Here is a 24,271-nt window from a genome sequence, read left to right on the forward strand (position 1 = left end):
TTTTTGATTACCAATGCGATTTGGGACCTCGACGGGACCTTGTATGACACTTACCCTGGCATCCTCAAAGCCTTGCACGATACCTTAGAAAGCATCGATGTCCATATCGATCAAGATGAACTCTACAAGATCATCAAACATGGTTCCGTGACTGAAACCGCCAAGAACTTTGCCCGCCAACAAAAATTGGACGAAGATGAAGTGCTGGCTGAATATCACCGCCGCGAAGCTTTGGAAGTGATGAAAGCCACCCCTTATGCGCAAACCGCTGAAGTCTTACAAGCAGTGGTTGATGCCGGTGGTAACAACTTACTGATGACGCATCGCGACGACAAGGCTTGGACTTTGTTAGCTCGCAACGGGTTGGACAAGTTGTTCTTAGGTGGGGTCACCAGTGATTTACATCTTGCCCGCAAACCAAAACCTGATGCCGTCTTGTATTTGGTGGATCGCTATCAATTAAACCCTGAACGCACTGCCATGATCGGTGATCGTCGCTTAGACGTGATCGCAGGCCAGGCCGCCAAGGTCCAAGGCGTCTACTTCAATATCGACAAGCTCGATGATGCGCCAATGGCAGATCATCAAATCGAAACCTTGATGGACATTGTGCCATTGTTAGGTCGCTAGGCTGTCAAAACGCGTTACTTCTTTAATAGAAGCAATGCGTTTTTTGTTTGCATGCAAACAAAAATGATCTCAGATTTCGAGATCATTTTCTGGTGATTATTGATGATTGCCTGCTGCAAAGTAAGCATTCATCCCGTTGACAATGTCAGCTGCCACGGTTTGTTGATAGGTGCTGGATTCGATGAACTTGAAGTCATGATCATCGTTGATGTAACCCATTTCGAGTAATACACTCGGTTGATCGTTGTCGCGTAAGACTTCATAATTCCCAAAGGCGATGCCACGATTGGTCAAACTCAAATTGCTCCCTAAAGCCTTGTTCAAGTTAGTCGCTAAAGCTTTGTCTTTAGAAGCGTTGTAGTAGTAGCTCGTGAACCCACTTGCTGTGTTGGCATTAGGCGTGGAGTCAAAATGGAAAGAGATAAAGGCATCCGCGTGCACTTTCTTGGCGACAACCGGACGCGGCGCTAAGTCAACGTAAGTGTCCGTTGACCGGGTGTAAACCACTTTAGCCCCAGCGGCTTCAAGTTTGGCGCCGACTGCTTTGGCCATTTGCAAGGTGTAAGTCTTTTCGTATTTGCCAGAAGTCGACAATGCCCCAGTATCATTGCCGCCGTGACCTGGATCGATCACGATGGTCGCTTCAGATAACTTCGTGGCAGCTTTATTCGTCGACGCCCCAGGCATGGATAAGATCCAGCTGGCGATGTAGCCGGTTTTGCCATCGGCGGTCCGTACGTGATACCAATCACCGGATTGACTGAGTACTGTCACCGTGGCACCTTTGGCAATGCGAGTGACCACTGCGGCGTTTAACCCAGCCGTTTGGCGCACGTTAGCGGCTAAGGTAGTAGTCGCTTTCAAGGTCGGGGTGGTCGCTTTTGCCGTGGCGATCGCGGTTTGCGTCGGGTTGATCGTGGTGGTGGCACCAGTTAATTGCAGTAAACTGGAATCGACCCAAGCCGCTGTGTTGTTGTATTGAATCTGACTCCAACCATTGCTTTGATACAAGACGCTGACGGTGCTACCACTGCTCAAGGTGCCTAGTTGTTTAGCCGAACTTGACGCGTATTGGCGGACGTTGACATTCGTCGTGGTGCGCGCGACTTTGGCAGCACTGGTGGTCGCAGCATCTTCATGCACCAGCCAAGAGGCGACCCAGCCGACGCGATTGCCAGCCAAGCGCACTTGATACCATGAATTTTGTTTTTTGAGGATGGTGAGGTTGCCACCTTTTTGCACTTGCCCCATGGTGTTATAAGAAAGCCCTGGGCCAAAGCGCACGTTGACGACACTGGCGGTGACCGTCAACGTGTTGTTATTGGCTAATACCACTGTGGTCGCCGCTGAGATCCCGATTAAAACAGCCAACAGGATCATCAGCGGCCAGCGGTGTAATTGTTTGAATTTCATCGTATCAGTCCTTAATTTTCTGTCATAATTATACCAAATTTTGCCTATGAACACGACACCAATTCAGGCAATTCAAGGATTCCGTTAGATTTTTAGCAAGTGCCAGGCGATCCCGGCGAAAACCCTTGACAATCACGCATTATCTGGGCTATTCTCAATAAGTAATTAAGACATCCGAGCCATAGAAACTGTAAGAGAGATCGCCTAAGCGAGTCAGAGCTGGTGAAAGCTGACAATGATCGACAAGACGCAGTGGAGGCAGAGTTACTCCGGTCGCCACCGTTATGGCGTGAGTTAAATCACAAGGTGGTACCGTGCTTGCACCCTTCGTTCAATCGAGGGGTGTCTTTTTTTACGGATGGACGAAAAAAGGAGATAGTTAGATGAGCTACCAACGACCAAAAGGCACCGCAGATATTCTGCCTGGCCAAAGTGAACTGTGGCAACAAGTTGAAGCGACAGCGCGCGACATTTTGACGCGCTACCGCTACCAAGAGATCCGCACGCCGTTATTTGAAAACGTCGAAGTCTTCTCCCGCTCGGCTGGCGATACTTCAGATATCGTCACCAAAGAAATGTATGTCTTTGACGACAAAGGCGGCCGCACCATGGCGTTGCGTCCAGAAGGGACTGCCGGCGTTGTGCGCGCCTATGTTGAAAACAAATTATACGGACCAGAACATGCCAAGCCGGTGAAGGTCTTTTACATGGGCTCAATGTTCCGCTACGAACGGCCTCAATCTGGGCGTCAACGCGAATTCCATCAAATCGGCGTGGAAGCATTCGGCTCTGAAAGCCCAGTGTTAGACGCCGAAGTGATTTCTTTGGCCAAAGACTTGCTGGAAAGTATGGGTGCCACGAAATTACGCTTTGCAATCAACACATTAGGCGATCCGGATAGTCGCGCGGCTTACCACAAAGCTTTGATCGACTTCTTGACGCCTTTCAAGGATGAATTATCTGAAGATTCTAAGATCCGCTTAGAAAAAAATCCATTGCGGGTTTTAGACTCTAAAGATAAACATGACCAAGAAATCGTGGCCAACGCGCCAAAAATCTTGGACTACTTGACCCCAGAAGCCCAAGCACACTTTGATGCCGTCAAAGCCAACTTGGAAAACCTTGGCATCGAATATGTTGTGGATCCTGATATGGTGCGCGGGTTGGATTATTACAACCACACCATTTTTGAAGTGATGTCAGGCGATCCCGTATTTGGTGGTGGCTATACCACGATTTTAGGCGGCGGACGCTACAACGGCTTAGTTGAAGAACTCGGCGGCCCAGAAACGCCAGGGGTCGGCTTCGGGATGGGTGTTGAACGCTTGATGCTGTTGATGCAAGGCAAACAAAAGCCTAGTGTGTTGCCAGCTTACATTGTCTCAATCGACGAATCCAGCGCGCCAACTGCTTTGAAACTCGCCACTGCCATTCGCAAGCAAGGTTATGCCGTGGATATGGATTACTTAGGCCGCAAAGCCAAAGCCCAATTCAAGTCGGCCAACAAAGCCGGTGCTCGCTTAGTGTTGACGTTAGGCGAAAGTGAAATCGCTGATGGCACGGTGCAAGTCAAAGACATGGCAACCGGTGAACAGCAAACGGTCGATCAAAAAGTCGTCATTGAAAATTTTGCTAGTTTATACAAAGAAACATTGGAGGATTAATCGTGGCTAAGCGAACTTATTATGCAGGCGACGTCACCGAAGAACATATCGGTGAAACTGTTACCTTAAAAGGTTGGGTGCAAAAGCGCCGCGACCTGGGGAATTTGATTTTTATCGATTTACGCGACCGTGCCGGGATCGTCCAATTGGTATTCTCTCAAGAAATCAACGCCGATGCCTTGGCAGTTGCTGAAGACTTGCGCAGTGAATATGTGATCGAAGCCACCGGATTGGTGCGCGCGCGGGATGCTGCTGCCATCAACAACAAAATGAAAACTGGCCAAGTTGAAGTGGCCATTTCAAATGTGACGGTTTTGAACAAAGCCAAAACGGTACCTTTTGACATCGTCGATGGCGTGAACGCATCTGAAGAAACCAAGCTCAAGTATCGCTACTTGGACTTGCGCCGTCCGGAAATGCAACAAGCCTTGATCACACGCTCCAAGATCATGACCGCAACGCATGCATACTTTGATTCCGAAGGCTTTATCGATGTGGAAACGCCAACTTTGACCGCGTCCACACCAGAAGGGGCCCGCGATTATTTGGTGCCTTCTCGGATCTATCCTGGGAGCTTCTACGCCTTGCCACAATCCCCACAATTGTTTAAACAATTGTTGATGGGTGCCGGCTTTGATCGTTATTATCAAATCGCGCGGTGCTTCCGTGATGAAGACCTGCGTGGCGATCGCCAACCAGAATTCACCCAAATCGATATGGAAACCAGCTTCTTGTCTGCTGAAGAAATCCAAGATTTGACGGAAGGCTTGATCAAAAAGGTCATGAAAGATGTCAAAGGCATCGACGTCAAAACGCCATTCCAACGGATCAACTGGCAAGATGCGATGGACAAGTACGGCTCTGACAAGCCTGACTTGCGCTTCGGCATGGAAATTCAAGATGTCTCTGATTTAGTCAAAGACTCTGATTTCAAAGTCTTCGCAGGCGCTGTTGCCAACGGTGGCCAAGTGCGCGCAATCGTCGCACCAGGCGCGGCTGCTGCCTATTCGCGCAAGAAGATCGATGCCCAACAAGACTACATCAAGCGTTTCGGTGCTAAAGGCTTAGCATGGCTTAAAGTCACCGATGATGGCATCACTGGGCCCATTGCCAAGTTCTTTGGCGATGGGGCAGAATTGACTAGCGCTTTATCTGCGAAGTCAGGAGACTTGATCTTGTTTGTTGCAGATCAACCAGCTGTTGTGGCGGCATCACTCGGCTACTTGCGGACGCATTTTGGACATGTTTTGAACTTGATCGATGAAAGTCAATTTGCCTTCTGCTGGGTCGTCGATTGGCCATTGTTTGAATATGATGACGGGATCGATCGTTGGGTCCCAGCCCACCATCCATTCACCATGCCTAATGTTGAAGATGTCCACTTGCTGGATACCGACCCACACGCGGCGCATGCCCAATCTTATGATATCGTGTTGAACGGTTATGAATTAGGCGGCGGGTCGATTCGTATTCACACGCGCGAGATCCAAGAAAAAATGCTTCATGCCTTGGGCTTCACCCCAGAACGGGCTGAAAAAGCCTTTGGTTTCTTATTGAGTGCGTTAGACTTCGGGTTCCCACCGCATGGCGGCTTGGCGATCGGCTTGGATCGCTTTGCCATGCTTTTGACTGGTCGTGACAACATTCGTGATGTCATTGCCTTCCCTAAGAACTCCAAAGCTTCCGAACCAATGACCAAAGCGCCTTATCCAGTTGCTGACAAGCAATTGGTTGACCTTGGTATCGAAGTACGTGCTGGTGTTGATCCAGAACACGAACATGACGACGATCCAGAAGCGTAACCGAAATTGAAAAAAGTCTGACTCGCATTGAGTCAGGCTTTTTTGGTTGCTTATGGGTGGCAGTAGGGTAGAATATGCTTAACTGGAGGTGAAGCCGTGTCCAATGGTTAATGGCTCGCCATCACAAAGATGAAAAGGCTATGAGCCAAAGGACTGCCCCGGTCACCGCGCCTAGCAGAAACCCGATTTGATTTTGCTGGCGTCGTGATTTCAGATCAGAGTCTTCCAAGGCAGAGGTGAGTCGTCTAAGTTTGCCGATCAGTTTCATCAAGACGGTTTCTCGTATGGTTAAATTCGCGCTCAATTGCGACAAAGCCATGCATCACGGCGGTTTTATGTTCGCATAACTCAACTTTTTTTACAAATTCCTGGGACATTGGGAAATCGCCTCATTTCAGTTTTGTCAGATTGTCCCATGTTTAATTTACAGTGTCACGATACACGACGCGATTGGAACTTTCAATGACCTCTTCGCAGTTTTAAGGAGAATAGCGATGCGCAATCTACGACAACAAGAATCAGATGCTTTAGCTCATGCCGGTTTTTCTGAAAATGCTTTGATGCTGTTTGCGACGATTCGTCGGGGATGGGGACAGTGGCTACATCATGATCTCACCGATGCTTTCTTTGGCAACCAAAGTGTTTTATTGATCATGACTGAAACAGAATTGACCGTCATTTTGCGTTTTTCCAAACCGGAACCGGAGATTGCCCGCATCCCTTTGGCAGAAACGTCCGACTGGTCATTAACGGCTGAATGGAATTATTTTTTGTTGACGCTCACTTATGAAGGTCAAGTCGAACGCTTCGGCATCGATAGCGGCCAACATATTTTGATCGATGAAGGCCGCACGCAACACAACTTGGAAACCTTGATCGAAAACGGCTTTTTTGGTCATTTGCCTAAGAACGCAGAAGTTTGAAATTTCCATTGTGAGCGTGCTTTTAGTACAATCAGGGGAAAGGGAGGTTACGCCGATGCCTGAAGATGATTTGAAGAAACGATTGACGCCGTTACAATATGAAGTGACGCAACATGCCGCCACCGAGCATCCCTTCACAGGTGAGTACGATGATTTTGACGAACCGGGAATCTATGTGGATGTCGTATCTGGCGAGCCGTTGTTTAGTTCACTGGACAAATACGATGCAGGATGTGGTTGGCCGAGCTTCACCAAACCGATCGCAAAATTGACCGAGCACGTTGATCACAAGTTACTCATGCCGCGTACTGAAGTCCGATCCAGCAAAGCCAACTCGCATCTCGGTCACGTGTTTACCGATGGACCAGTGGATGCAGGTGGTTTGCGTTATTGTATCAATTCGGCAGCGTTGAAATTTATCCCGGTTGATGAGCTAAAAAAAGCCGGTTATGAGGAATTTCTTACGCTATTTTCTGAGTAGCGTGTTATACTACTCGCATTGCGTTTTCAGAAAGGAATCTCGTCATGCATGAAATTGATCGACTCATTCGCCGCCATCAAAATTGGAGTCGCTTTACGGCCGCCATTTTTTACGCGATTTGTGTCGGCATTGCCTTGAATATGTTTTGGGAACCAGCTGGGGTTTTTGCCAGTGGGGTCACTGGGGCCGCTCAGCTGCTTGCGACCATTGTGCGCAAATGGTTTGATTTTGCCACGCCAATCGCCGGGTTGCGCACCACGGACTTGCTCAATACCGGGACGCTATTGTTCCTGTTGAACGTGCCATTATTCGTTTTAGCTTGGCGCAAAATCGGCCACCGCTTCACGATTTTCACGTTCCTTGCGGTTATTTTCAGTTCGATTTCTATTCGTTGGTTGGGCATTGTCAAACCCCTCACCACCGATCCGATCGTCTGCGGGATCTTCGGGGCGGTCGTCAACGGCTTAGGCACTGGCTTTGCGCTGCGGAATAATTTGTCGACGGGTGGCTTGGACATCATCGGTATTGTGTTGCGCAAGAAAACTGGCACGACTATCGGGACGGTGAATATTGCCGTCAACGTCGTGATCTTGTTTTTTGCCGGCTTTGTCAATGACTGGCCACATGCCTTGTATTCCGCCTTGGCCATTTTCATCAACGGGAAAATCTTGGATTCAGTTTACACCCGCCAGCAACGCTTACAAGTGATGATCGTCACGGAACATCCCAAGGCCGTGATCAACGAAATTCAAAACACCTTGCGCCGTGGGATCACGATTGTCCATGACGCTGAAGGGGCCTTCCGTCACGAAGAAAAAACGATTCTATTTACGATTATTTCACGCGCGGAAATGTACGATTTTGAAACAGCGATGAAAACTAGCGATCCTTATGCGTTCGTGTCGATGAGCGATTCGATCAAAATCATGGGCCGCTTTTATGAGCCGAAAACAGATTAACCGACAAAGCATTCCTGATTCTAGGGGATGCTTTTTTCGTGGTTGCAGTTTGCGCCGATTCCGGGGACAATGGAATTAATTCAAACCTTGGAGGAATCAGCTGATGGTCATGCGCGCAGAAATTCATACCTTTGCTCAAAAGTGGCAACACTTGTTTGAAACCAACGCCGTCGCTCAAAGTGCTGGTTACAGTCAGACACTTGAAGATGATTTGAAGGCGGCAGGCTTTGAGATGGACCAGTTTGCTAGTTTGACGCCGGATCAGGTGCAATTGCCGGATAAACAAGACGTTTCGGCGACGAACGCGTTTATCCAAGCGGTCACGGATAGCCAAGCATTGGGGAATGGGATCTATTCCATGTGGCGGCAAGTGACTTATTGGCATCAACAGTCGTTAGGAGATACCGTCAACCGCCAGTGGTTTGACATTGCTTTTGCGCAATTGGCCAAATTGACGCAACCTTTAGGCGATATCCATGCAGTGACCGTTGATTCACGGCGGACGCAACCTTTTCATTTTGCCGAAAGTGCGCTGGTCAGCCAACAACTTGAACTTCAAGACACGGGGGACGTCAGCTTAAAGATTCAGTTTGGTAGTGGGTACATTGACCACCAAAACGCAAAGATTTCAGACGTTCAGGCGAAAAACTTAATTAAATGGCTGTCGACACTGGAAGCATCCAGCCCAGCCGAAGTCAAAGCGATTCCCGGCACTTGGCAGTTAACGCTTCAAGGCGAAGGTGGAACTGAAACGATGTCTGGCGATTTGGATCAACATCCTAAATTGTCTGAAGCGATTCGCAAAGTTCTGCCATTTCCACAATTGCTGCTATTTGATAACGCGCCAGAGTACTTGACGCGACTGATCGCAGAATTTACGCCAAATACAAAGACACGTGAGAAATTGGTGATCGATCGGCATAGCCAAACTTTGAGCTTAACGACTAAGCACGGCCAAACTAAAAGTCGCGTGGCAGTCGCGGATCCGCAAGTCGTGGTTTTGATGGATGCGCTGCTACACAAGAAATTTGTTGGCCAAACAACGCCAGATGCGACATTGCCATTGGCGGTGACGGCCCGTTATCGCTACACATCCTCCCAGAAGTTCTATGGGACGCTGAGTCTAGATCACCCGATCATCAACTGGCAAGATGTCGCTAGCTTAATTGGTCAGTGGTTAATGAGGTTTTATCCCAATATGATCGATCAGCGCTTGATTACTCGACACACACCGCAGCCTGGTGACTTGTTGTATGCCAAAGTGGTTTTTCATCACGGTGAGCATCCATACAGTTATCTGACGACCCCAGATTTTGCCATCGGTGATCGCGTGGTGGTGCCGACAACTTATTCAACGCAATATGGTACGATCGTGGCGATGGACTACTATTCACCGCTGCTTGCACCATATCCGCCAGAGAAAACCAAATCTATTTTGCGCTTGGCGGATCCGGTTGAAGAATCGCAATATCACGGCGATGACTATGATGATTAAAATGGAGGATGACCATGTCTGAATTTTTGATTGGGGCTAATGTGTCGATGAAAGCCCCAAAAATGTTTCCCGGTGCCGTTGAAGAAGCCTTGAGTTATAGCGCCAATACGTTGCAGTTTTACACCGGCGCCCCGCAAAATACCCGGCGCAAGCCGATCGACCAAATGAAAATTCCTGCCGGCTTAGACGAGATGCAAGCAGGCGGTTTGAGTCATTTGGTGATCCATGCCCCTTATATCGTCAATCTTGGCAACACGAAAAAGCCGAAAAATTTTGCCTTTGCGGTGCAATTCATGAAAGAAGAAGTGGCGCGGGCCGATGCGCTGCATGCGTATGCCATGCCTTTTCACCCAGGGGCGCATGTTGGCGCAGGTGCTGACGCTGCGATTCAACAAATCGCGGACGGCTTGAATCAGATCCTGACGCCTGATCAAAACGTCATCATTGCGCTGGAAACCATGGCGGGCAAAGGCACAGAAGTCGGCCGGCGCTTTGAAGAATTGGCTGCGATCATTGACCGCGTGGATTTAAAGGATAAAGTGGGTGTTTGTATGGATACCTGTCATATGTCAGATGCCGGCTATCCAGTGCGCGATGATTTTGACGGCGTGTTGAAAGAATTCGATGATGTCATCGGCTTGGATAAACTCAAAGTCTTGCATCTCAATGATTCTAAAAATCCGCAAGGCGCGCATAAAGATCGCCACACGAACTTGGGATTGGGCACATTAGGCTTTGACGTGCTCAATCGGATTGCGCATCACCCTGCACTTGTCGATATTCCTAAAATTTTGGAAACACCGTATGTTGGCGCAAACGAGTCACGTGATTTTGCGCCTTATGGCGTAGAAATCAATTGGCTCAAGACTGGCCAATACCAACCCGATGAATTGACCGCACTGTGGAAAGAAGCGTAAACGATGATTTTAACTTTTGACTGTTATGGGACCTTATTGAATATGGTGGTGTCGATACTTGCCTGATGGCGCTTGCTCGCCAGTAAAAAGTGGGCCCCGTTCAAGCAGTGGCGACATATTCAGCCTATGAAGATCGCTTGATGTATGTCGAATCAGTGACGCCCTACAGTCAGCTCATTGGCACGAATTTAGCCTACGTCGATATGGAAATGAACACTGGAGATGCGTTTCAACAAGCATTTCCGCAAGTGCTGGCCGCGTATGAGGCATTGGTCCCATTTGCAGATGTTAATCCAGCCTTGAAACAACTCCATGACGCTGGGCATCAGCTGATTTTAATGTCAAATTCTACGCGCGCTTTGATGAACGCACACTTGAAGCACATGGCGCCGGTGTTTGATCAAGTGATCACTGCCGATGATACTGGCTGTTATAAGCCACAAACCGCATTTTTTGATTATGTCGACGCCCATCTGCCGGCAGGTGAACACATCCATGTGGCGCACGGCTTTTGGTGGGATATCATGCCAGCCACTCGCCGCGGTTGGCAGCGGTTCTGGATCAATCGCGATCACTTACAAGCGCCAACTGCGGTGCAACCTTTGAGTGAACTGCCAGACCTTAAGGCGCTATCAGCCCAGCTTGAATCCAACAATTGATCAGTTTGGAAAAATTCAGGTGGCAGAAATTCGAATCTCAGAACAGCTTTTGTGACATTGTTTGCCAAAATAGCGGTATAATGTGAAACATATATGACTATGGGGGCATTATCTTGGGGACATACAGTTATTTCGCACAACCAATTGAAAATATCAGCACCAATCACATCATTTTGTACGAATTATTGTTGCGCGAATGGAGCGATGAGCGCCAAGCTTGGCAAACGCCGGCGTCATTTGAAATCAACGCCCAAACGCTGGTGCATTTACTTCAAACGGCACTCGCCAAGCTCGACGATCACCACGTCAGCATTAACTTAACGGCCAAGCAGTTTGCCGATCCCGTGTTTACTTTGGCAATCACCGATTTTGTCCGCGAAAACATGTTACCGCGCCAGCTGACCGTGGAGCTGGTCACGTGTCCAGAGTTTGCCGTCCTCAAACATGTCAGTGCCAGCTACCGCGCTGCTGGGATTTTGTTGGCGCTAGATGATGTGGGCTCAGATAACATGTATGCGAACGTCAAAGACATGCTGCCTTATGTGAATAAGGTGAAGTTTGCCATGCAAAATCTGCGCCACGGCGAGCCGACCACACCCGCGGAAATCGAAGAACTGGTTTTTTGGTTCCGCAAATCAGAAGAACAACAAATGTTATTTACGTTTGAAGGCATAGAAGATCAAAAAGACATTGAATTGGCTTCACATTTTGGCATCACCAGAGGCCAGGGCTACTTCTTTTCACGGCCGCGCGAGCCGCAATTGTTCCACGACGGCCACATCAATTAACACGTTGCCAAGGCGCAAAAAAAAACGGCCGCTTAAAACCAAACCGATTTGGTTTTAAGCGCCGTTTTTGAGTGGCATGGTTATTGATTGTCGAATTCGTCTAAGCCGAGTTTTTCTAAAATCAAAGTCGCGGTTTCTTCAATCGAGCGATGCGCCGTGTTGATCACTTCACAGCCAAGTTCTTTGTATAACTTTTCTGCAAAGCCCAGCTCTTCGTTGACTTGATCGCGGGCGGAGTAGGCGGTGTCAGGATTTAAGCCATAAGCGATCATGCGCTGGCGGCGAAATTCCATTAAGACCGACGCATCAGTGGTCAAACCGAAGATCTTTTTGCGGTCGACTTTGTAGATTTCATCTGGAATATGCGCGTTTGGCACCAGTGGTAAGTTGGCGACTTTGAGGTTGCGGTTGGCCAAGAACAAAGACAATGGCGTCTTGCTGGTGCGAGAAACCCCAAGCAAGACGATATCTGCTTCCAAAAAGCCTTTCGGATCTTTACCGTCATCGTACAACACGGCAAATTCCATCGCGGAAATGCGATCGAAATATTTGGCGTTTAAGTTGTGCACGGTACCCGCGACGCCAGAAGGCTGTTGGTGAATATGCGCGGTGGCTTCTTTTAGCAGTGGGGCCATGACTTCATTGAAGGTCACGCCTTGTTGCTTCGCGTAGGCTTTGGCGTATTGCCCAAGGCCTGGGGTGACTAAGGTTGCGATCACGACGGCATTGTCCTTTTTTGCTTGGTCGATGATTTCTTCCAGTTTCGCTTCGGTATGCGCGAAAGGAAAGCGTAAATACCGCGGGGCGACGTCTTCGTATTGGGCGGCGACAGCTTGGGCCAGTTTCAAGCCAGTTTCACCCACTGAGTCTGAGATGATGTAGAAGTTGAGTTCTTCTGCCATTGACGATCCTCCAAGATTGATTAACGCTGAGAGCGCTTTTATTGGTGATAAGCTCATTCTAGCACATTTTTGATGGGGTTTCTTTGATTCGCCACGATTTCAGCGGAATAGCTCAAAGCCGCCGTCGACATGCACATGCTGCTGTGAAATGAGTGAAACTTTTGTCGAAAATCAGTAATGGCTTATTGACGCGTTTTCTCAGGTTTGGTATCATAGCTTAGAACTGTTGGTGGGGTAATCTGTCAGTAGTTACACAGTGTCGGAGGGAGGGATATCATATGGCAAAGACAGTCGTTAAGAAAAACGAATCTCTCGATGATGCTCTTCGGCGCTTCAAGCGCACCGTGTCTAAGGCAGGTACCTTGTCCGAATACCGTAAGCGTGAATTCTACGAGAAGCCAAGCGTTAAGCGTAAGCTTAAGTCCGAAGCAGCTCGTAAGCGTAAGAAGCGTAAGTTTTAATCAAAAGGACTTGGTGAAATAATGGCGTTGATCAACGAGCTCCAAGCTCAAATGAAAACCGCGATGAAGGCCAAGGACAAAGAAACCTTGAGCGTGGTCCGGATGTTGAAAGCTGCAGTTCTTAACAAGCAGATCTCACTGGGCCACGACTTAACGGAAGACGACGAGAAGAGTGTCTTAGCTACCGAATTGAAACAGCGCAAGGATTCCCTTGCTGAGTTCAAGGCGGCTGGTCGAGACGACCTCGTGGCCCAACTGGAAGGCGAAATCAAAGTCGTTGAGAGTTATCTCCCAGCCCAACTTGATGAAGCTGCCGTTGCGTCATTGGTCGATTCTGTGATCCAAGAAACCGGTGCAACCGGTAAGGCGGATTTCGGCAAGGTGATGAAGACCTTGATGCCTAAAGTCAAGGGGCAAGCGGATGGCGCTTTAGTCAACCGCATCGTCAAAGCAAAACTGAGCTAAGAAAAAGCCGTCTGTGCGACGGCTTTTTTGATGCGAACAAAACGAAAAGGGGGAAATTTAATGAAGTGTTGGGGTATCGGTGCTGTTGCCATGGGGCTGGCAATGGGGCTGGCATTGACAACAAAACAACCAGTATCGGCAGTCGGTCGCGAACAGATCACCACGGCTGATCTTAAACAGAAAATCGATCAAATGTCCTCGGACGAACAAATTGGCCAACTTTTTGTCAGCCATGTTCCGGCCACGACTGCACAAGCGCGAGCGGATGTGGCCAAATACCATCTCGGTGGTTTGGTGTTATTCGGCCGAGATTTTCAAGCTGGGTCGGCAGAAACCTTGAAACAAACCATTGACGGTTATCAAGCGGCGGCCAAAGTGCCGTTGCTGATTGCCACGGATCAAGAAGGTGGCACTGTTTCGCGTTTGTCTGACAGTCCCAGTTATCAAAACACCAACTTTCCTTCACCGCAAGATGCCTATGAAGCCGGGGGGATGAGTAGTGTCTTGTATCAGGCCAAACTCACGGCGCAAGCCTTGAAATATGTTGGGGTGAATTGGAATTTTGCACCGATCGCAGATGTGGCGACGAGTTCAAGCAATTATATTTATGATCGGACTTTTGGCAAAGACTATCAACAAACCGCCGATTACATCAAACAAGTTGTGCCAGTGATGCAACAACAAGGCGTTGGGGCCACTTTGAAGCATTTTCCAGGCTATGGTTCCGCTGGGGATACGCATACCGGCTTTGCCAAAACGAGCACCCCTTATGCCGAACTCGCCAAAAAAGATCTGTTACCTTTTAAAGCTGGGATCGATGCCGGCGTCGATGGCATCATGGTCACGCACATTGTAATGCAAGCCATCGATGACACCTATCCAGCGAGTTTGTCACATAAGGTGATCACCGGTGTTTTGCGTCAGAAACTTGGCTATCAAGGCGTCATCATCACCGATGGCTTAGAAATGGGCGCCATCGGGCAGTTCAAACGCGCCCACAACATTGCCTCCATCGATGTGTTAGCGTTGCAAGCAGGCGATGACGCCTTGTTGGCTGAAGATTATGCCACTCAAATTCCGGCGATTAAAGCAGCCATTAAGGCGCATCACTTGACCACCGAGCAGATCAAAGCTGCAGATCTACATCTGTTGCAGTTGAAAAACAAACTTGGATTATTAAAAGCCGACGATTACATTCAGCCAAAATTGCAATTAAGCCAGTATCAATTGCAGAAAAAATCCGCAACAGCTTCAGTGCAAGTGACGATGCCTGGTGTGAAAGCTAATACCAAACTCAACGTTTACGCCAAACACCAGCTCGTCGGCACCTTGAAGTTGCCAAAGTCCGGTGAGTTAGCCATGAAAGTCTCACGGACGCAAAAAGTGCAAAAATTGACCTTTAAAATGGCCGGGCATGAATTTGATCAACATCTTTGGATCGCAGCGCGCGCAAACTAAGCCAAGTTATCCCGAATTGGTGCGGCTTGTGGTAAAATGAAGAGAAATTGTATCTTTTGAGGAGGCCAAACTTTTTGGCGGAAAACACCAGTAACAAGACCTTTTTGTTAACCAATCCAGAAGAAGCGATCACCATGGCAGGGATCAATGATGAACACTTCAAAATGATCGAATCAGCTTTAGATGTTACCATCGCGCCTTTTGGCAATGAGTTGCGCTTAAGTGGCGACAGTCACAATGCGAGCTTAGCGTATCAACTGTTGGCCCAGATCCAAAAATTGTTGCAACAAGGCATCAAATTGGGCGCACCTGACATCGCCAGTGCGTTGAACATGGCCAAGCGCGGGACCTTGGATTATTTTGCAGACATGTACAACGAAACCTTGATCAAAGATGCCAAAGGCGCGCCGATTCGCGTCAAGAACTTTGGTCAACGGCAATACATCAACAAAATCAAACACAACGACATCACCTTTGGTATCGGGCCAGCTGGGACTGGGAAGACTTACTTGGCGGTGGTCATGGCGGTTGCGGCTTTAAAAGCTGGCGAAGTCGAACGGATCATTTTGACGCGGCCAGCAGTTGAAGCTGGCGAATCGTTAGGCTTTTTGCCTGGGGATTTGAAAGAAAAAGTCGATCCTTATTTGCGCCCAGTTTATGACGCGTTGTACGCGGTATTAGGCAAAGAGCACACGGATCGCTTGATGGATCGCGGCGTCATCGAAATTGCCCCATTGGCTTATATGCGTGGGCGGACACTTGATAACGCCTTTGCGATTTTAGATGAAGCGCAAAACACCACCCAAGCGCAGATGAAAATGTTCCTCACACGGTTAGGCTTTGGTTCCAAAATGATCGTGCAAGGCGATATCACGCAAATCGATTTACCGCATAATGCCAAATCCGGCTTGATCCAAGCCCAACAATTGCTTAAAAACGTCGATCACATTGCATTTACCGAATTTTCGGCGGCTGATGTCGTGCGCCATCCAGTGGTCGCTGCGATTATCGACGCTTATGCGCAAACTGACGCCCAAACCCTTAAAGGAGAATAAACCCTGATGGATTTAGAATTTTATGATGATGACAACCGCTTAGATGCCAAACACCAAGACTTGGTCAAAAAACTCGTGGCGTTTTGTGGCGAAGAATTGAAGAAGCCAGAAGATACGGAAATGTCCATCACCATCGTGTCTGATGAAGAAATTCAGCGCATCAACCGCGAATACCGTGACACTGACCGCGTGACTGACGTGATCAGCTTTGCCATTGAAGATGGGGAAGACGATTTGCCAGATGTGCCAGGCTTGCCAGAAAACATCGGCGACTTGTTCATCGATCCGGATAAAGTCCGCGCGCAATCGGTGGATTATGGCCATTCCTTTGAACGCGAACTAGGCTATACCGTGGTGCATGGCTTCTTGCATTTAAACGGTTATGATCACATCAAACCAGAAGATGAAGCCATCATGATCCCTTTGCAAGAAAAAATCTTAGATGCTTATGGCCTCAAACGGTAGCCCTGCGCAAAAAAATCGCCATTTCTTGCAATCCCTGCGACATGCGGTGCAAGGTTTTGGTTCTGCGTTCAAAACAGAACGCAACTTGCGCTTTGATGTGTTTGCTAGCATCGTCGTGGTCATTATCGGCTTAGTGGTGCAGGTCACCCGGCGCGATTGGCTGTGGCTGGTGTTAGCGATGACATCAGTGATCGCCGCCGAACTCGCCAATACTGTCGTTGAAGCGCTGGTGCGGCTACATGTCGGACCAAACTTTGATCCAGATCCGCAAATCGGGCGTTTGCTCAACATGGCGGCAGGCTTTGTGTTGGTGATCGGCATAGGCGCAGCCCTCATTGGCGTTTTAGTCTTTTGGCCTTATCTAATTGGAGGTAAGTGAGATGGATGAGTTGATTCAAGCGGCGACTAAAGCGCGCGAAAACTCTTATTCCCCATATTCCAAGTTTGCCGTCGGCGCGGCAGTTCAAACCAGCGCTGGGGAAATCTTTGGCGGTTGTAACATTGAAAATGCCAGTTATGGCTTGAGCATGTGTGCAGAGCGCAATGCGATTTTCAATGCGGTTTCAGCGGGGCATCAAGATCTCGTCGCCATTGCCGTGATCGGCCAAACTGATGGCCCGATTTCACCATGCGGCGCTTGTCGGCAAGTGATTTCAGAATTTTTGCCGCAACAGGCGCCAGTTTATCTGACCAATTTAGCCGGGAATACAGTGACTACCACGGTTGCGGCAATTTTACCCGGCGCATTTTTAAAAGGAGAACTCATTTGACTCACCATTCAGGTTTTGTTTCCATCATCGGCCGGCCTAACGTCGGCAAATCTACCTTTATGAACCGCGTGCTCGGCGAAAAAATTGCCATCATGTCGCCGAAAGCGCAAACCACGCGCAACAAGATCAACGGCATCTACACCACCGACGACGCGCAAATCGTATTTGTCGACACCCCTGGGGTCCACAAGCCGAAAAACGAACTCGACAATTATATGGATACTGCCGCTTTGTCCACATTGAACCAAGTCGACGCGGTGCTGTTCATGGTGCCTGCCGATGAACGCCCAGGCGCAGGCGATCAATACATCATGAGCCAACTCGCCAATGTTACCAAGCCCGTGTATTTGGTAGTCAACAAAATCGACTTGATCCAACCAGATGACTTGTTGCCATTCATCGACCATTATCGTCACGGTCATGATTTTGCCGGGGTGTACCCAATTTCTGCCACTGAAGGCAATAACGTCGATGAACTGTTGAGTGACTTGACGTCGAAATTGCCAGAAGGCCCGCAGTATTATCCGGATGATCAATTGACGGATCACCCAGAATATTTCGTCGTCGGCGAATTGATCCGCGAACAGATCTTGCACCTCACCGAAAAAGAAATTCCGCACTCAGCTGCCGTGGTGGTTGAACGCATGAAAGATCGCACCGAAAATGGCAAGTTGATCATCGAAGCGTACATCATTGTCGAACGCGATGGTCAAAAAGCCATCGTGATCGGAAAGGGCGGCTCGATGCTCAAAAAAATCGGCACGCGCTCTCGGCGTGAAATCGAATTGCTGTTAGGTGAGAAAGTGAACTTGAAGTTGTGGGTGCGTGTTCAAAAGAATTGGCGGGATAACAACCAATACTTGCGCACCTTAGGCTATAATATGAAGGATCTCAAGTGAGCAAAGAAGTCGCTGAATTCAATGGCTTGGTTTTAGCGCGTCACAACTATCGGGAATCTGATATGTTGGTAAAGCTGATGACCGACCGTTTTGGCAAAAAAATGTTCATGCTCCATCGCGCTCGCAAGCCAGGGTTTCGCATGGCGGCGGGCTTTTTGCCATTCACTGTGGGCACTTATGTCGGGTCGATCAATGACAACGGCTTAAGTTTTATGACCACGGTGAAAGATGCCAGCCAGTTTCAAACCATCAGCCAAGACATCGAGCTCAACGCTTATGCGACGTACTTGTTGAGCTTGATCGATGAAGCCTTCCCTGATGGTGAACCGATCCCACGCTGGTACAACCAGGCGCAGACCTCTTTAAAATTGATCGATGACGGCTTAGATCCGGCTGTTGTCACTAATATCACCGAAGTGCAGCTCTTGCAAGCGTTTGGGGTGCAGCCGGAATGGCGCGGTTGCGTGATCGATGGGCGCAACGATTTGCCATTGGATTATTCTGAACAATATGGTGGGGTGTTGTGCCGCGATCATTGGTATTTAGACCGCTACCGCTTCCATGTGTTGCCTAAAGCGATGTATTTATTGCGCTGGTTTTCAGTTGTAGATCTCACCCAGCTGCACAGCATTCAAGTGTCTGAGGCCACGAAAAAAGATCTACGTCGGGTGTTGGATCGCATTTACCAAGATACAGTCGGGGTGGTGCCTAAAGCTAAGCGTTTCTTGGATCAAATGCACAAGTGGGATCAACAGTTGCCACCAATATCAACCGAAGAAAAGCCTCAGTCGACTGACTGACGTGACAGGCACAAAGAAAATTGAGATAAGTCATTTGAGTCACCCCCTCGGTTCCGTGATCGTGCGGCAGATACGTCTGTAGACCGGCTGTTTAAAGCGAAAGCGTGCGCAAAAGGCCTCAGCTAAATGACTGAGGCCTTTGTTTTTGCCTTAAAGTGTGTTTATTAATAGACAAATGTTCAATAATAAACGTTGCTTGTTTCAAAAATTAATTTCAAGGGCTACACCATAAACGCTGGTTGTGTTAAATTATAGACAGATGTTCATTAATGACACAGGAGGAAACGCTATGGATCGTCGTGTCCGCAAAACTCGCCAAGCGCTGGCAGAAGCGTTCTTGGCCTTAGCTCAACAAAAGCCTGAAGACCAAATTTCAGTTGCAGCACTCACGAATCTGGCTGATGTGGGCCGTGGCACCTTTTATCTTCACTATCAAACTGTGCAAGAACTCGCTGATCAAATCACTGCAGATAGCCTACAAGATTTACTCGACAAGTTCACTCAAACTGCGCCAGTCAAGCTCGATGGACAATACACCACTTGGCTCAATGGCCTGATGCAGTACTTAGTGGCCCATAAAGCAGCGTTTACCCGCATCGCAAAAAATCCAGTCACGCCGAGCTTACATACGCAGTTGGTGACTGGATTTGAAAAGCCGCTGGCATACAACGCAGCGACAAGTTGTTTTTTGGTGAATGGGGCAGTGGGCTTGATCAAAACCTGGCTCACCCAAAGCCAAACGCTGACTCAAGCGCAAGTGGTCGAGCTGTTGAATGCTCAGTTGTTAGCTTCGGATAAAAACGGCTTGGTCAATAATTCAGTTAAGTAACCGCGCGCGGTGTCTAAGCTGACGTCGTGTTGGGACAGAAATACCCACTTCAACACCAAAAGTACCGTGTTGGAATAATACTGCGCCATCAGTTCGATCGGCGTTTTAGTTTTGTGGTTCAATAAGCTATTGGCAAACAATTGCGTCATCACCCGATTGAAGTGGTGAATGAAATCATTGATCAACAAGCCATCGACGGGATTATGTTCAACTACGCGATTCAATAAATCATGATGAGTGGTAAACAGTCGGTACACTTCGTCAAACACTGCCAATAAGGACTCATTGGTCGGCAAGGTTTGCGCGGCATCTAAGTGCGCATCTTTGCCGAGTTGATACCAGCAATAAGACACCAAATCGTATTTGTCATCGAAGTAGTTGTAAAACGTCGCCCGCGGGTAGTCGCAACGCGCGCATAATTCGTTGACGGTGATCTTTTCAAAATTCTTTTCTCCGAGTAACCCAAACATCGCTTCCGAAAACGCCTTTAACGTGCGCTGCGTATTGCGATTCAACTTTTTTTGTGGATCGTATTTCATAAAAATTAATCCCCTTACATTTAGACAAATTTACAATAGTGTCTAATTTTTGACGATGGCCCAAAGACTGTATCTTGTCTATTCCTTGACTCGAATCTATCATGAATTTTGTGGTTTTACAAGTGTCTAAATTTTGACGATGATATGAATTTTCTTGATTTTGATCAAGGTGCAGTCACGCGTCAAGCCTTACGATATAAATCATGAAACTATTGAAGACGAGGGGATAACATGAAGGAATTCACACAAAAGCATTACCCAGCGCTGATCGCTTGGATCGTGATCGTGGCCGTTGCCATTATCGCCATGCCAAACGTCTCCGCGTTAGTGCGTGAAAAAGGGGCAGTCACGCTTCCTGATAATGCGCCAAGCCAAATGGCTGCGCGCATGGAAAAGAAGGCCAACGGGAACAAAGCGGTGCGCACCTACACCGCCGTATTCTCAAATGGTGACAACAAACTGTCGACGCATCAATCAAAGCAAATCGACACCAAGTTATCCGAACTCAAAAACGAGTCCGGTTTAACCGTCACCAAAGTCATGGGGCCAAGCGACAACGCTGAAACCAAAAAGCAGTTGCAAGCCAAAGATGGCACCACCCAACTGGCGCAAATCACCGTCAAGAAAAACGGTCAAATCGCCAGTCAAGTGAAGAAGTTGCGCAGCCAGCTGGAACTCAACGGTATCGACACTTATATCACTGGGGTCGATGCGTTAAATGATGACTTCTCGACGGTCACTGAAAAAGGGATCCAAAAAACTGAAGTGATCGCAGTGATTTTCATTTTCATCGTGTTGGTGTTGATTTTCCGCTCACCGATCGTGCCACTGATTTCCTTATTAAATGTTGGCGTCGCATTCATCACCAGCTTGTCTATCGTGATGAACCTGGTGCAACACTTCAACTTCCCATTATCCAACTTCACCCAAGTGTTCTTAGTCATCGTGTTGTTTGGGATCGGGACGGATTATAATATCCTTCTATATGATTACTTTAAAGGCCAACTCGCTGCAGGGGTACCAGTCTTAGATGCGACTCGCGAAACGCGTCGTCATGGTGGCCGCACGGTTTTATATTCTGGCTTATCCGTATTGATCGGGTTCTCCAGTTTGTGGTTAGCGAAGTTTCCTTTCTATCAAAGTGCTTCGGCGGTGGCCATTGGGGTCGTCGTCTTGCTGCCAGTCTTATTGACGTTAAACATGTTCTTTATGAACGTCCTTGGCGAAAAAATGTTTTGGCCTAGCAAAGTCGCTGGTGGCGAAGGGTCTTCCAAGTTGTGGCACGGGTTGTCTCGTGCCGCCATTGCTCAACCAGTGGTCGCCATCGCCGTCGTTTTAGCAGTCGGGGTCCCATTTGCCCTAGGGTATAACTCTGAATTAAACTTCAACAACGCTGATGAAGTGCCATCCAGCTATCAATCCAAAGCCGGCTACTTGGTCATCCAAGATCACTTCTCCAAAGGGATGTCCGCACCAGCCACGATTTACATTAAGTCTGACAAGAAACTCGACACGCAAGCTAAACTTGCCGCTATCGATGACTTGACCCAATATCTGCAAAAAGAAGACGGAATCAAAACTGTCGCTTCTGTCACTGAGCCTGGTGGCAGCAAGCTGTCTGAAATGTATTTAGGCGATCAACTCCAAACCATCACCAAAGGTTTGAAAGATTCCCAAGCTGGTTTAAAGAAAATCAAGAGTGGGTTGAATTCTGCGAACTCGCAATTGTCCAGCTCGGATACCAATAAACAAATCGCGCAAGTGCAAGAGCTTGCTGATGGCTCCAGCCAATTGCAAAAGGCTGTGAAGTCTTATACCAACGGCGTGTCTGAAGTGCAATCTGGCACTGCCCAAGTCGCTAGTGGGACTTCCACTGCGTCTAGTTCCGTGAAAACTGCCGCTTCTGGTGCCAGCCAAACCGCAAATGGTGCCAATACTTTGGCTTCTGGCGCAAGTCAAACTGCCAGTGGTGCCAGCACTTTAGCTAGTGGTGCCAGCCAAACTGCCAGTGGTGCGAATACTTTAGCCTCAGGGGCTAGCCAAGCCGCTTCTGGGACCAGTTCATTAGCTAGTGGTGCTCAACAAGTTGCTTCTGGAACGAACCAAGTGGCCAGTGCCGCCAAGCAAGTGGCTTCTGGTACTGATCGAGTTTCCACTGGGACTGCGGCTTTGAGCAAAGGGACGCAAACCTTGCAAATCAGTACCTCTGGTTTAACCACCCAAATGAGTGAGTTAAATGCTGGGACCAAGCAATTGGCTGAAGGTGCCAACACGATGAACTCACAGATTTCCACTTTACAAACGCAAGCCCAACAATTGATCAAAGCCATCACCAATAGTGAAAACCAAGGTGTGATCACCAAGTTCACCCCAGAAATTGAAAGCCAAATCACTGCTTTGACCACGGCGATGGGCAAGTTGGCCACTGGAACGACTACCTTGAATGATCAAGTGACTGCTTCTGCTGCTAAATTGCCAGAACTCACTTCTGGTGTTTCTGATTTAACGTCAAGTGCGGCCAAACTTGCTGCCGGAGCTGCCAAAACCAATTCCGGTGCCCAACAAACTGCTAGTGGTGCGGCTAAAGCTGCTGCTGGGGCGCAAACTGCCGCCAACGGTGCTAGTCAATTATCCAGCGCTTCTGGTCAATTGGTCAGCGGGGCTAATAGTTTAGCCTCTGGATCCAACCAAGTGGCCACTGGCGCCAACAGCTTATCGACTGCAACGGGTTCAGTTTCCAGTGGTGCTTCTAAAGTGGCCCAAGCCAATGCGAAGTTGGCCAGTGGCTTAAGTGCTTTGGCTACCGGCTCTGATACCTTGAATGCTGGGGCGCAAAAAGTCGCAGCTGGCGCCACCACGTTGAACAACAACTCGGCTGCGTTGAATTCAGGCGAAACCCAAGTCAACACCGGCGTTCAAGAACTCAACACGAAACTTTCCGGCATGACCAAGCAGTTGTCTGAATTAGGCACTGGCTTGACCGCTGCTGACAAGGGGTTATCAACGATCGCCAGTGGCTCTAAGACCATGCGTTCATACCTCTTAGAATTACAAAACTCCTACATGGGCAAAGATTTCTATTTGCCAAAAGCCTCGATCCACTCCAAAGCTTTCAAGCCAAGTTTGGATACTTACATGGCAGACGGCAAGCACATCACGTACTTCACCGTCGTCTTCAAAGGGGATCCAAACTCCACCAAAGCCAACAACCAATTCAAGACCATGAAGCGTGACTTAGACGCCAAGATGAAACATTCTGCGTTGAAAGGCAGTCAAGTGGCCATTGCCGGGCAAACCTCTCAAGATAATGATTTGAGAAGCTTAGCTAATGGCGACTTCCAACGCACCGCCACGATCATGTTGATCGGGATCGCGATTGCCTTGATCGTTGTCACCCAATCGATCTTGCAACCATTGACCATTTTAGGCACGTTAGTCACCGCGTTCTTTGCTTCAATGGGCATCACCCGCTTGTTCTCCATGCATGTGCTGGACGATAACTTATTGAGCTGGAACACACCGTTCTTTACCTTCATCATGTTGATGGCCTTAGGGGTCGATTACAGTATCTTCTTGATGATCCGCTTCAAAGATGACAAACAAGAACCTGATTTGCGTCAACGGATGCTTAAAGCGTCCACGACCATTGGCGCGGTGGTTTTATCCGCCGCTGTGATCTTAGGCGGAACGTTTGCGGCACTCATTCCAAGTGGCGTCACCACCTTGATTCAAGTCGCTCTCGGCGTGATTTTCGGGTTGATCATTTTGGTCATCTTGTTGCCAATCGCCATGAGCGGGTTGATCTCGTTAAACGAATGGCACGAACAAAAAGAACACGAAACTGAAGATTAATGAAGAAAGTCGGCACATGCCGGCTTTTTTTGTCGGGAAAATTTG

General features: G+C 48.4%; 24 protein-coding genes. 21 read left to right on the plus strand and 3 right to left on the minus strand.

Features of this window, described 5'->3' with window-relative positions:
• Positions 1-3: 3 nt before the first annotated feature.
• Positions 4-630 carry an HAD hydrolase-like protein gene (locus tag FD01_RS14965; RefSeq protein ID WP_054714156.1) on the plus strand — a complete coding sequence of 209 codons (627 nt, stop codon included), beginning with the start codon at positions 4-6 and terminating at the stop codon, positions 628-630.
• A 96-nt stretch (positions 631-726) separates the two neighbouring features.
• Here FD01_RS14965 and FD01_RS14970 read toward each other — a convergent pair whose 3' ends face one another.
• Positions 727-2,043: an N-acetylmuramoyl-L-alanine amidase family protein gene (locus FD01_RS14970; RefSeq protein ID WP_056965134.1), complete on the minus strand. Its 1,317-nt coding sequence runs from the start codon at positions 2,041-2,043 to the stop codon at positions 727-729.
• 383 nt (positions 2,044-2,426) lie between these two features.
• On the opposite strand from FD01_RS14970, the gene hisS reads away from it, so the two are divergent.
• The 9 genes from hisS (at position 2,427) to FD01_RS15015 (ending at position 11,731) form a co-directional block, all read left to right on the plus strand.
• Entirely contained in the window at positions 2,427-3,707 is a 1,281-nt protein-coding gene (hisS, locus tag FD01_RS14975; RefSeq protein WP_056965136.1) for a histidine--tRNA ligase, read from the plus strand.
• Between the two features lie 2 nt (positions 3,708-3,709).
• Complete coding sequence (aspS, locus tag FD01_RS14980; protein ID WP_056965138.1) at positions 3,710-5,509, plus strand: aspartate--tRNA ligase; 1,800 nt, start codon at positions 3,710-3,712, stop codon at positions 5,507-5,509.
• Between the two features lie 494 nt (positions 5,510-6,003).
• Positions 6,004-6,432 (plus strand): hypothetical protein, encoded by a 429-nt coding sequence (locus tag FD01_RS14985; RefSeq protein WP_056965140.1) that lies wholly within the window; start codon positions 6,004-6,006, stop codon positions 6,430-6,432.
• A 55-nt stretch (positions 6,433-6,487) separates the two neighbouring features.
• Positions 6,488-6,913, plus strand: a complete 426-nt coding sequence (msrB, locus tag FD01_RS14990) for a peptide-methionine (R)-S-oxide reductase MsrB (protein ID WP_054714151.1) — start codon at positions 6,488-6,490, stop codon at positions 6,911-6,913.
• A 44-nt stretch (positions 6,914-6,957) separates the two neighbouring features.
• A complete protein-coding gene (locus FD01_RS14995; protein WP_056965142.1) occupies positions 6,958-7,872 on the plus strand; it encodes a YitT family protein in 915 nt (304 codons plus the stop codon).
• 103 nt (positions 7,873-7,975) lie between these two features.
• Positions 7,976-9,367 carry a hypothetical protein gene (locus FD01_RS15000; protein ID WP_054714150.1) on the plus strand — a complete coding sequence of 464 codons (1,392 nt, stop codon included), beginning with the start codon at positions 7,976-7,978 and terminating at the stop codon, positions 9,365-9,367.
• Between the two features lie 14 nt (positions 9,368-9,381).
• Positions 9,382-10,284 carry a deoxyribonuclease IV gene (locus FD01_RS15005; RefSeq protein ID WP_056965144.1) on the plus strand — a complete coding sequence of 301 codons (903 nt, stop codon included), beginning with the start codon at positions 9,382-9,384 and terminating at the stop codon, positions 10,282-10,284.
• Between the two features lie 107 nt (positions 10,285-10,391).
• Positions 10,392-10,943 (plus strand): HAD family hydrolase, encoded by a 552-nt coding sequence (locus FD01_RS15010; protein WP_152164724.1) that lies wholly within the window; start codon positions 10,392-10,394, stop codon positions 10,941-10,943.
• Positions 10,944-11,056: 113 nt separating this feature from the next.
• Complete coding sequence (locus FD01_RS15015; protein WP_225436245.1) at positions 11,057-11,731, plus strand: EAL domain-containing protein; 675 nt, start codon at positions 11,057-11,059, stop codon at positions 11,729-11,731.
• An 80-nt stretch (positions 11,732-11,811) separates the two neighbouring features.
• Here FD01_RS15015 and FD01_RS15020 read toward each other — a convergent pair whose 3' ends face one another.
• Positions 11,812-12,633, minus strand: a complete 822-nt coding sequence (locus tag FD01_RS15020; protein ID WP_054714144.1) for a pyruvate, water dikinase regulatory protein — start codon at positions 12,631-12,633, stop codon at positions 11,812-11,814.
• A gap of 278 nt (positions 12,634-12,911) precedes the next feature.
• On the opposite strand from FD01_RS15020, the gene rpsU reads away from it, so the two are divergent.
• From rpsU to FD01_RS15070, 10 genes are all read left to right on the plus strand, one after another.
• Entirely contained in the window at positions 12,912-13,094 is a 183-nt protein-coding gene (rpsU, locus tag FD01_RS15025) for a 30S ribosomal protein S21 (RefSeq protein WP_054714142.1), read from the plus strand.
• Positions 13,095-13,115: 21 nt separating this feature from the next.
• The gene (locus tag FD01_RS15030; RefSeq protein WP_054714139.1) at positions 13,116-13,559 is read left to right on the plus strand and encodes a GatB/YqeY domain-containing protein; all 444 of its coding nucleotides are present in this window, start codon (positions 13,116-13,118) and stop codon (positions 13,557-13,559) included.
• Positions 13,560-13,619: 60 nt separating this feature from the next.
• Complete coding sequence (locus FD01_RS15035) at positions 13,620-15,017, plus strand: glycoside hydrolase family 3 N-terminal domain-containing protein (RefSeq protein ID WP_162257375.1); 1,398 nt, start codon at positions 13,620-13,622, stop codon at positions 15,015-15,017.
• A gap of 74 nt (positions 15,018-15,091) precedes the next feature.
• Positions 15,092-16,072, plus strand: a complete 981-nt coding sequence (locus FD01_RS15040; RefSeq protein WP_056965150.1) for a PhoH family protein — start codon at positions 15,092-15,094, stop codon at positions 16,070-16,072.
• A gap of 6 nt (positions 16,073-16,078) precedes the next feature.
• Positions 16,079-16,537 carry an rRNA maturation RNase YbeY gene (gene ybeY, locus FD01_RS15045; protein WP_056965151.1) on the plus strand — a complete coding sequence of 153 codons (459 nt, stop codon included), beginning with the start codon at positions 16,079-16,081 and terminating at the stop codon, positions 16,535-16,537.
• Entirely contained in the window at positions 16,515-16,916 is a 402-nt protein-coding gene (locus FD01_RS15050) for a diacylglycerol kinase family protein (protein ID WP_082611957.1), read from the plus strand. The genes ybeY and FD01_RS15050 overlap by 23 nt, the downstream gene beginning before the upstream one ends.
• Position 16,917: 1 nt before the next feature.
• Entirely contained in the window at positions 16,918-17,307 is a 390-nt protein-coding gene (locus tag FD01_RS16455) for a cytidine deaminase (protein WP_054714121.1), read from the plus strand.
• Entirely contained in the window at positions 17,304-18,206 is a 903-nt protein-coding gene (gene era / locus FD01_RS15060) for a GTPase Era (RefSeq protein WP_056965153.1), read from the plus strand. Before FD01_RS16455 ends, era begins: the two co-directional genes overlap by 4 nt.
• Positions 18,203-19,006, plus strand: coding sequence for a DNA repair protein RecO (recO, locus tag FD01_RS15065; RefSeq protein ID WP_056965155.1), 804 nt, complete (start codon positions 18,203-18,205; stop codon positions 19,004-19,006). Before era ends, recO begins: the two co-directional genes overlap by 4 nt.
• 289 nt (positions 19,007-19,295) lie before the next feature.
• Positions 19,296-19,835, plus strand: coding sequence for a TetR/AcrR family transcriptional regulator (locus tag FD01_RS15070; protein WP_056965157.1), 540 nt, complete (start codon positions 19,296-19,298; stop codon positions 19,833-19,835).
• On the opposite strand, the gene FD01_RS15075 is transcribed toward FD01_RS15070, so the two are convergent.
• Positions 19,784-20,374, minus strand: a complete 591-nt coding sequence (locus tag FD01_RS15075; RefSeq protein ID WP_056965159.1) for a TetR/AcrR family transcriptional regulator — start codon at positions 20,372-20,374, stop codon at positions 19,784-19,786. The two genes, FD01_RS15070 and FD01_RS15075, sit on opposite strands and share 52 nt — an antisense overlap.
• A gap of 231 nt (positions 20,375-20,605) precedes the next feature.
• Here FD01_RS15075 and FD01_RS15080 point away from each other — a divergent pair, with 231 nt between their 5' ends.
• On the plus strand, positions 20,606-24,226 hold the full coding sequence (locus FD01_RS15080) for an MMPL family transporter (RefSeq protein ID WP_056965161.1): 3,621 nt from the start codon (positions 20,606-20,608) through the stop codon (positions 24,224-24,226).
• Positions 24,227-24,271 lie beyond the last annotated feature (45 nt).

The organism is Lacticaseibacillus manihotivorans DSM 13343 = JCM 12514 (genome assembly GCF_001435035.1).
GTDB classification, from domain to species: Bacteria; Bacillota; Bacilli; order Lactobacillales; family Lactobacillaceae; genus Lacticaseibacillus; species Lacticaseibacillus manihotivorans.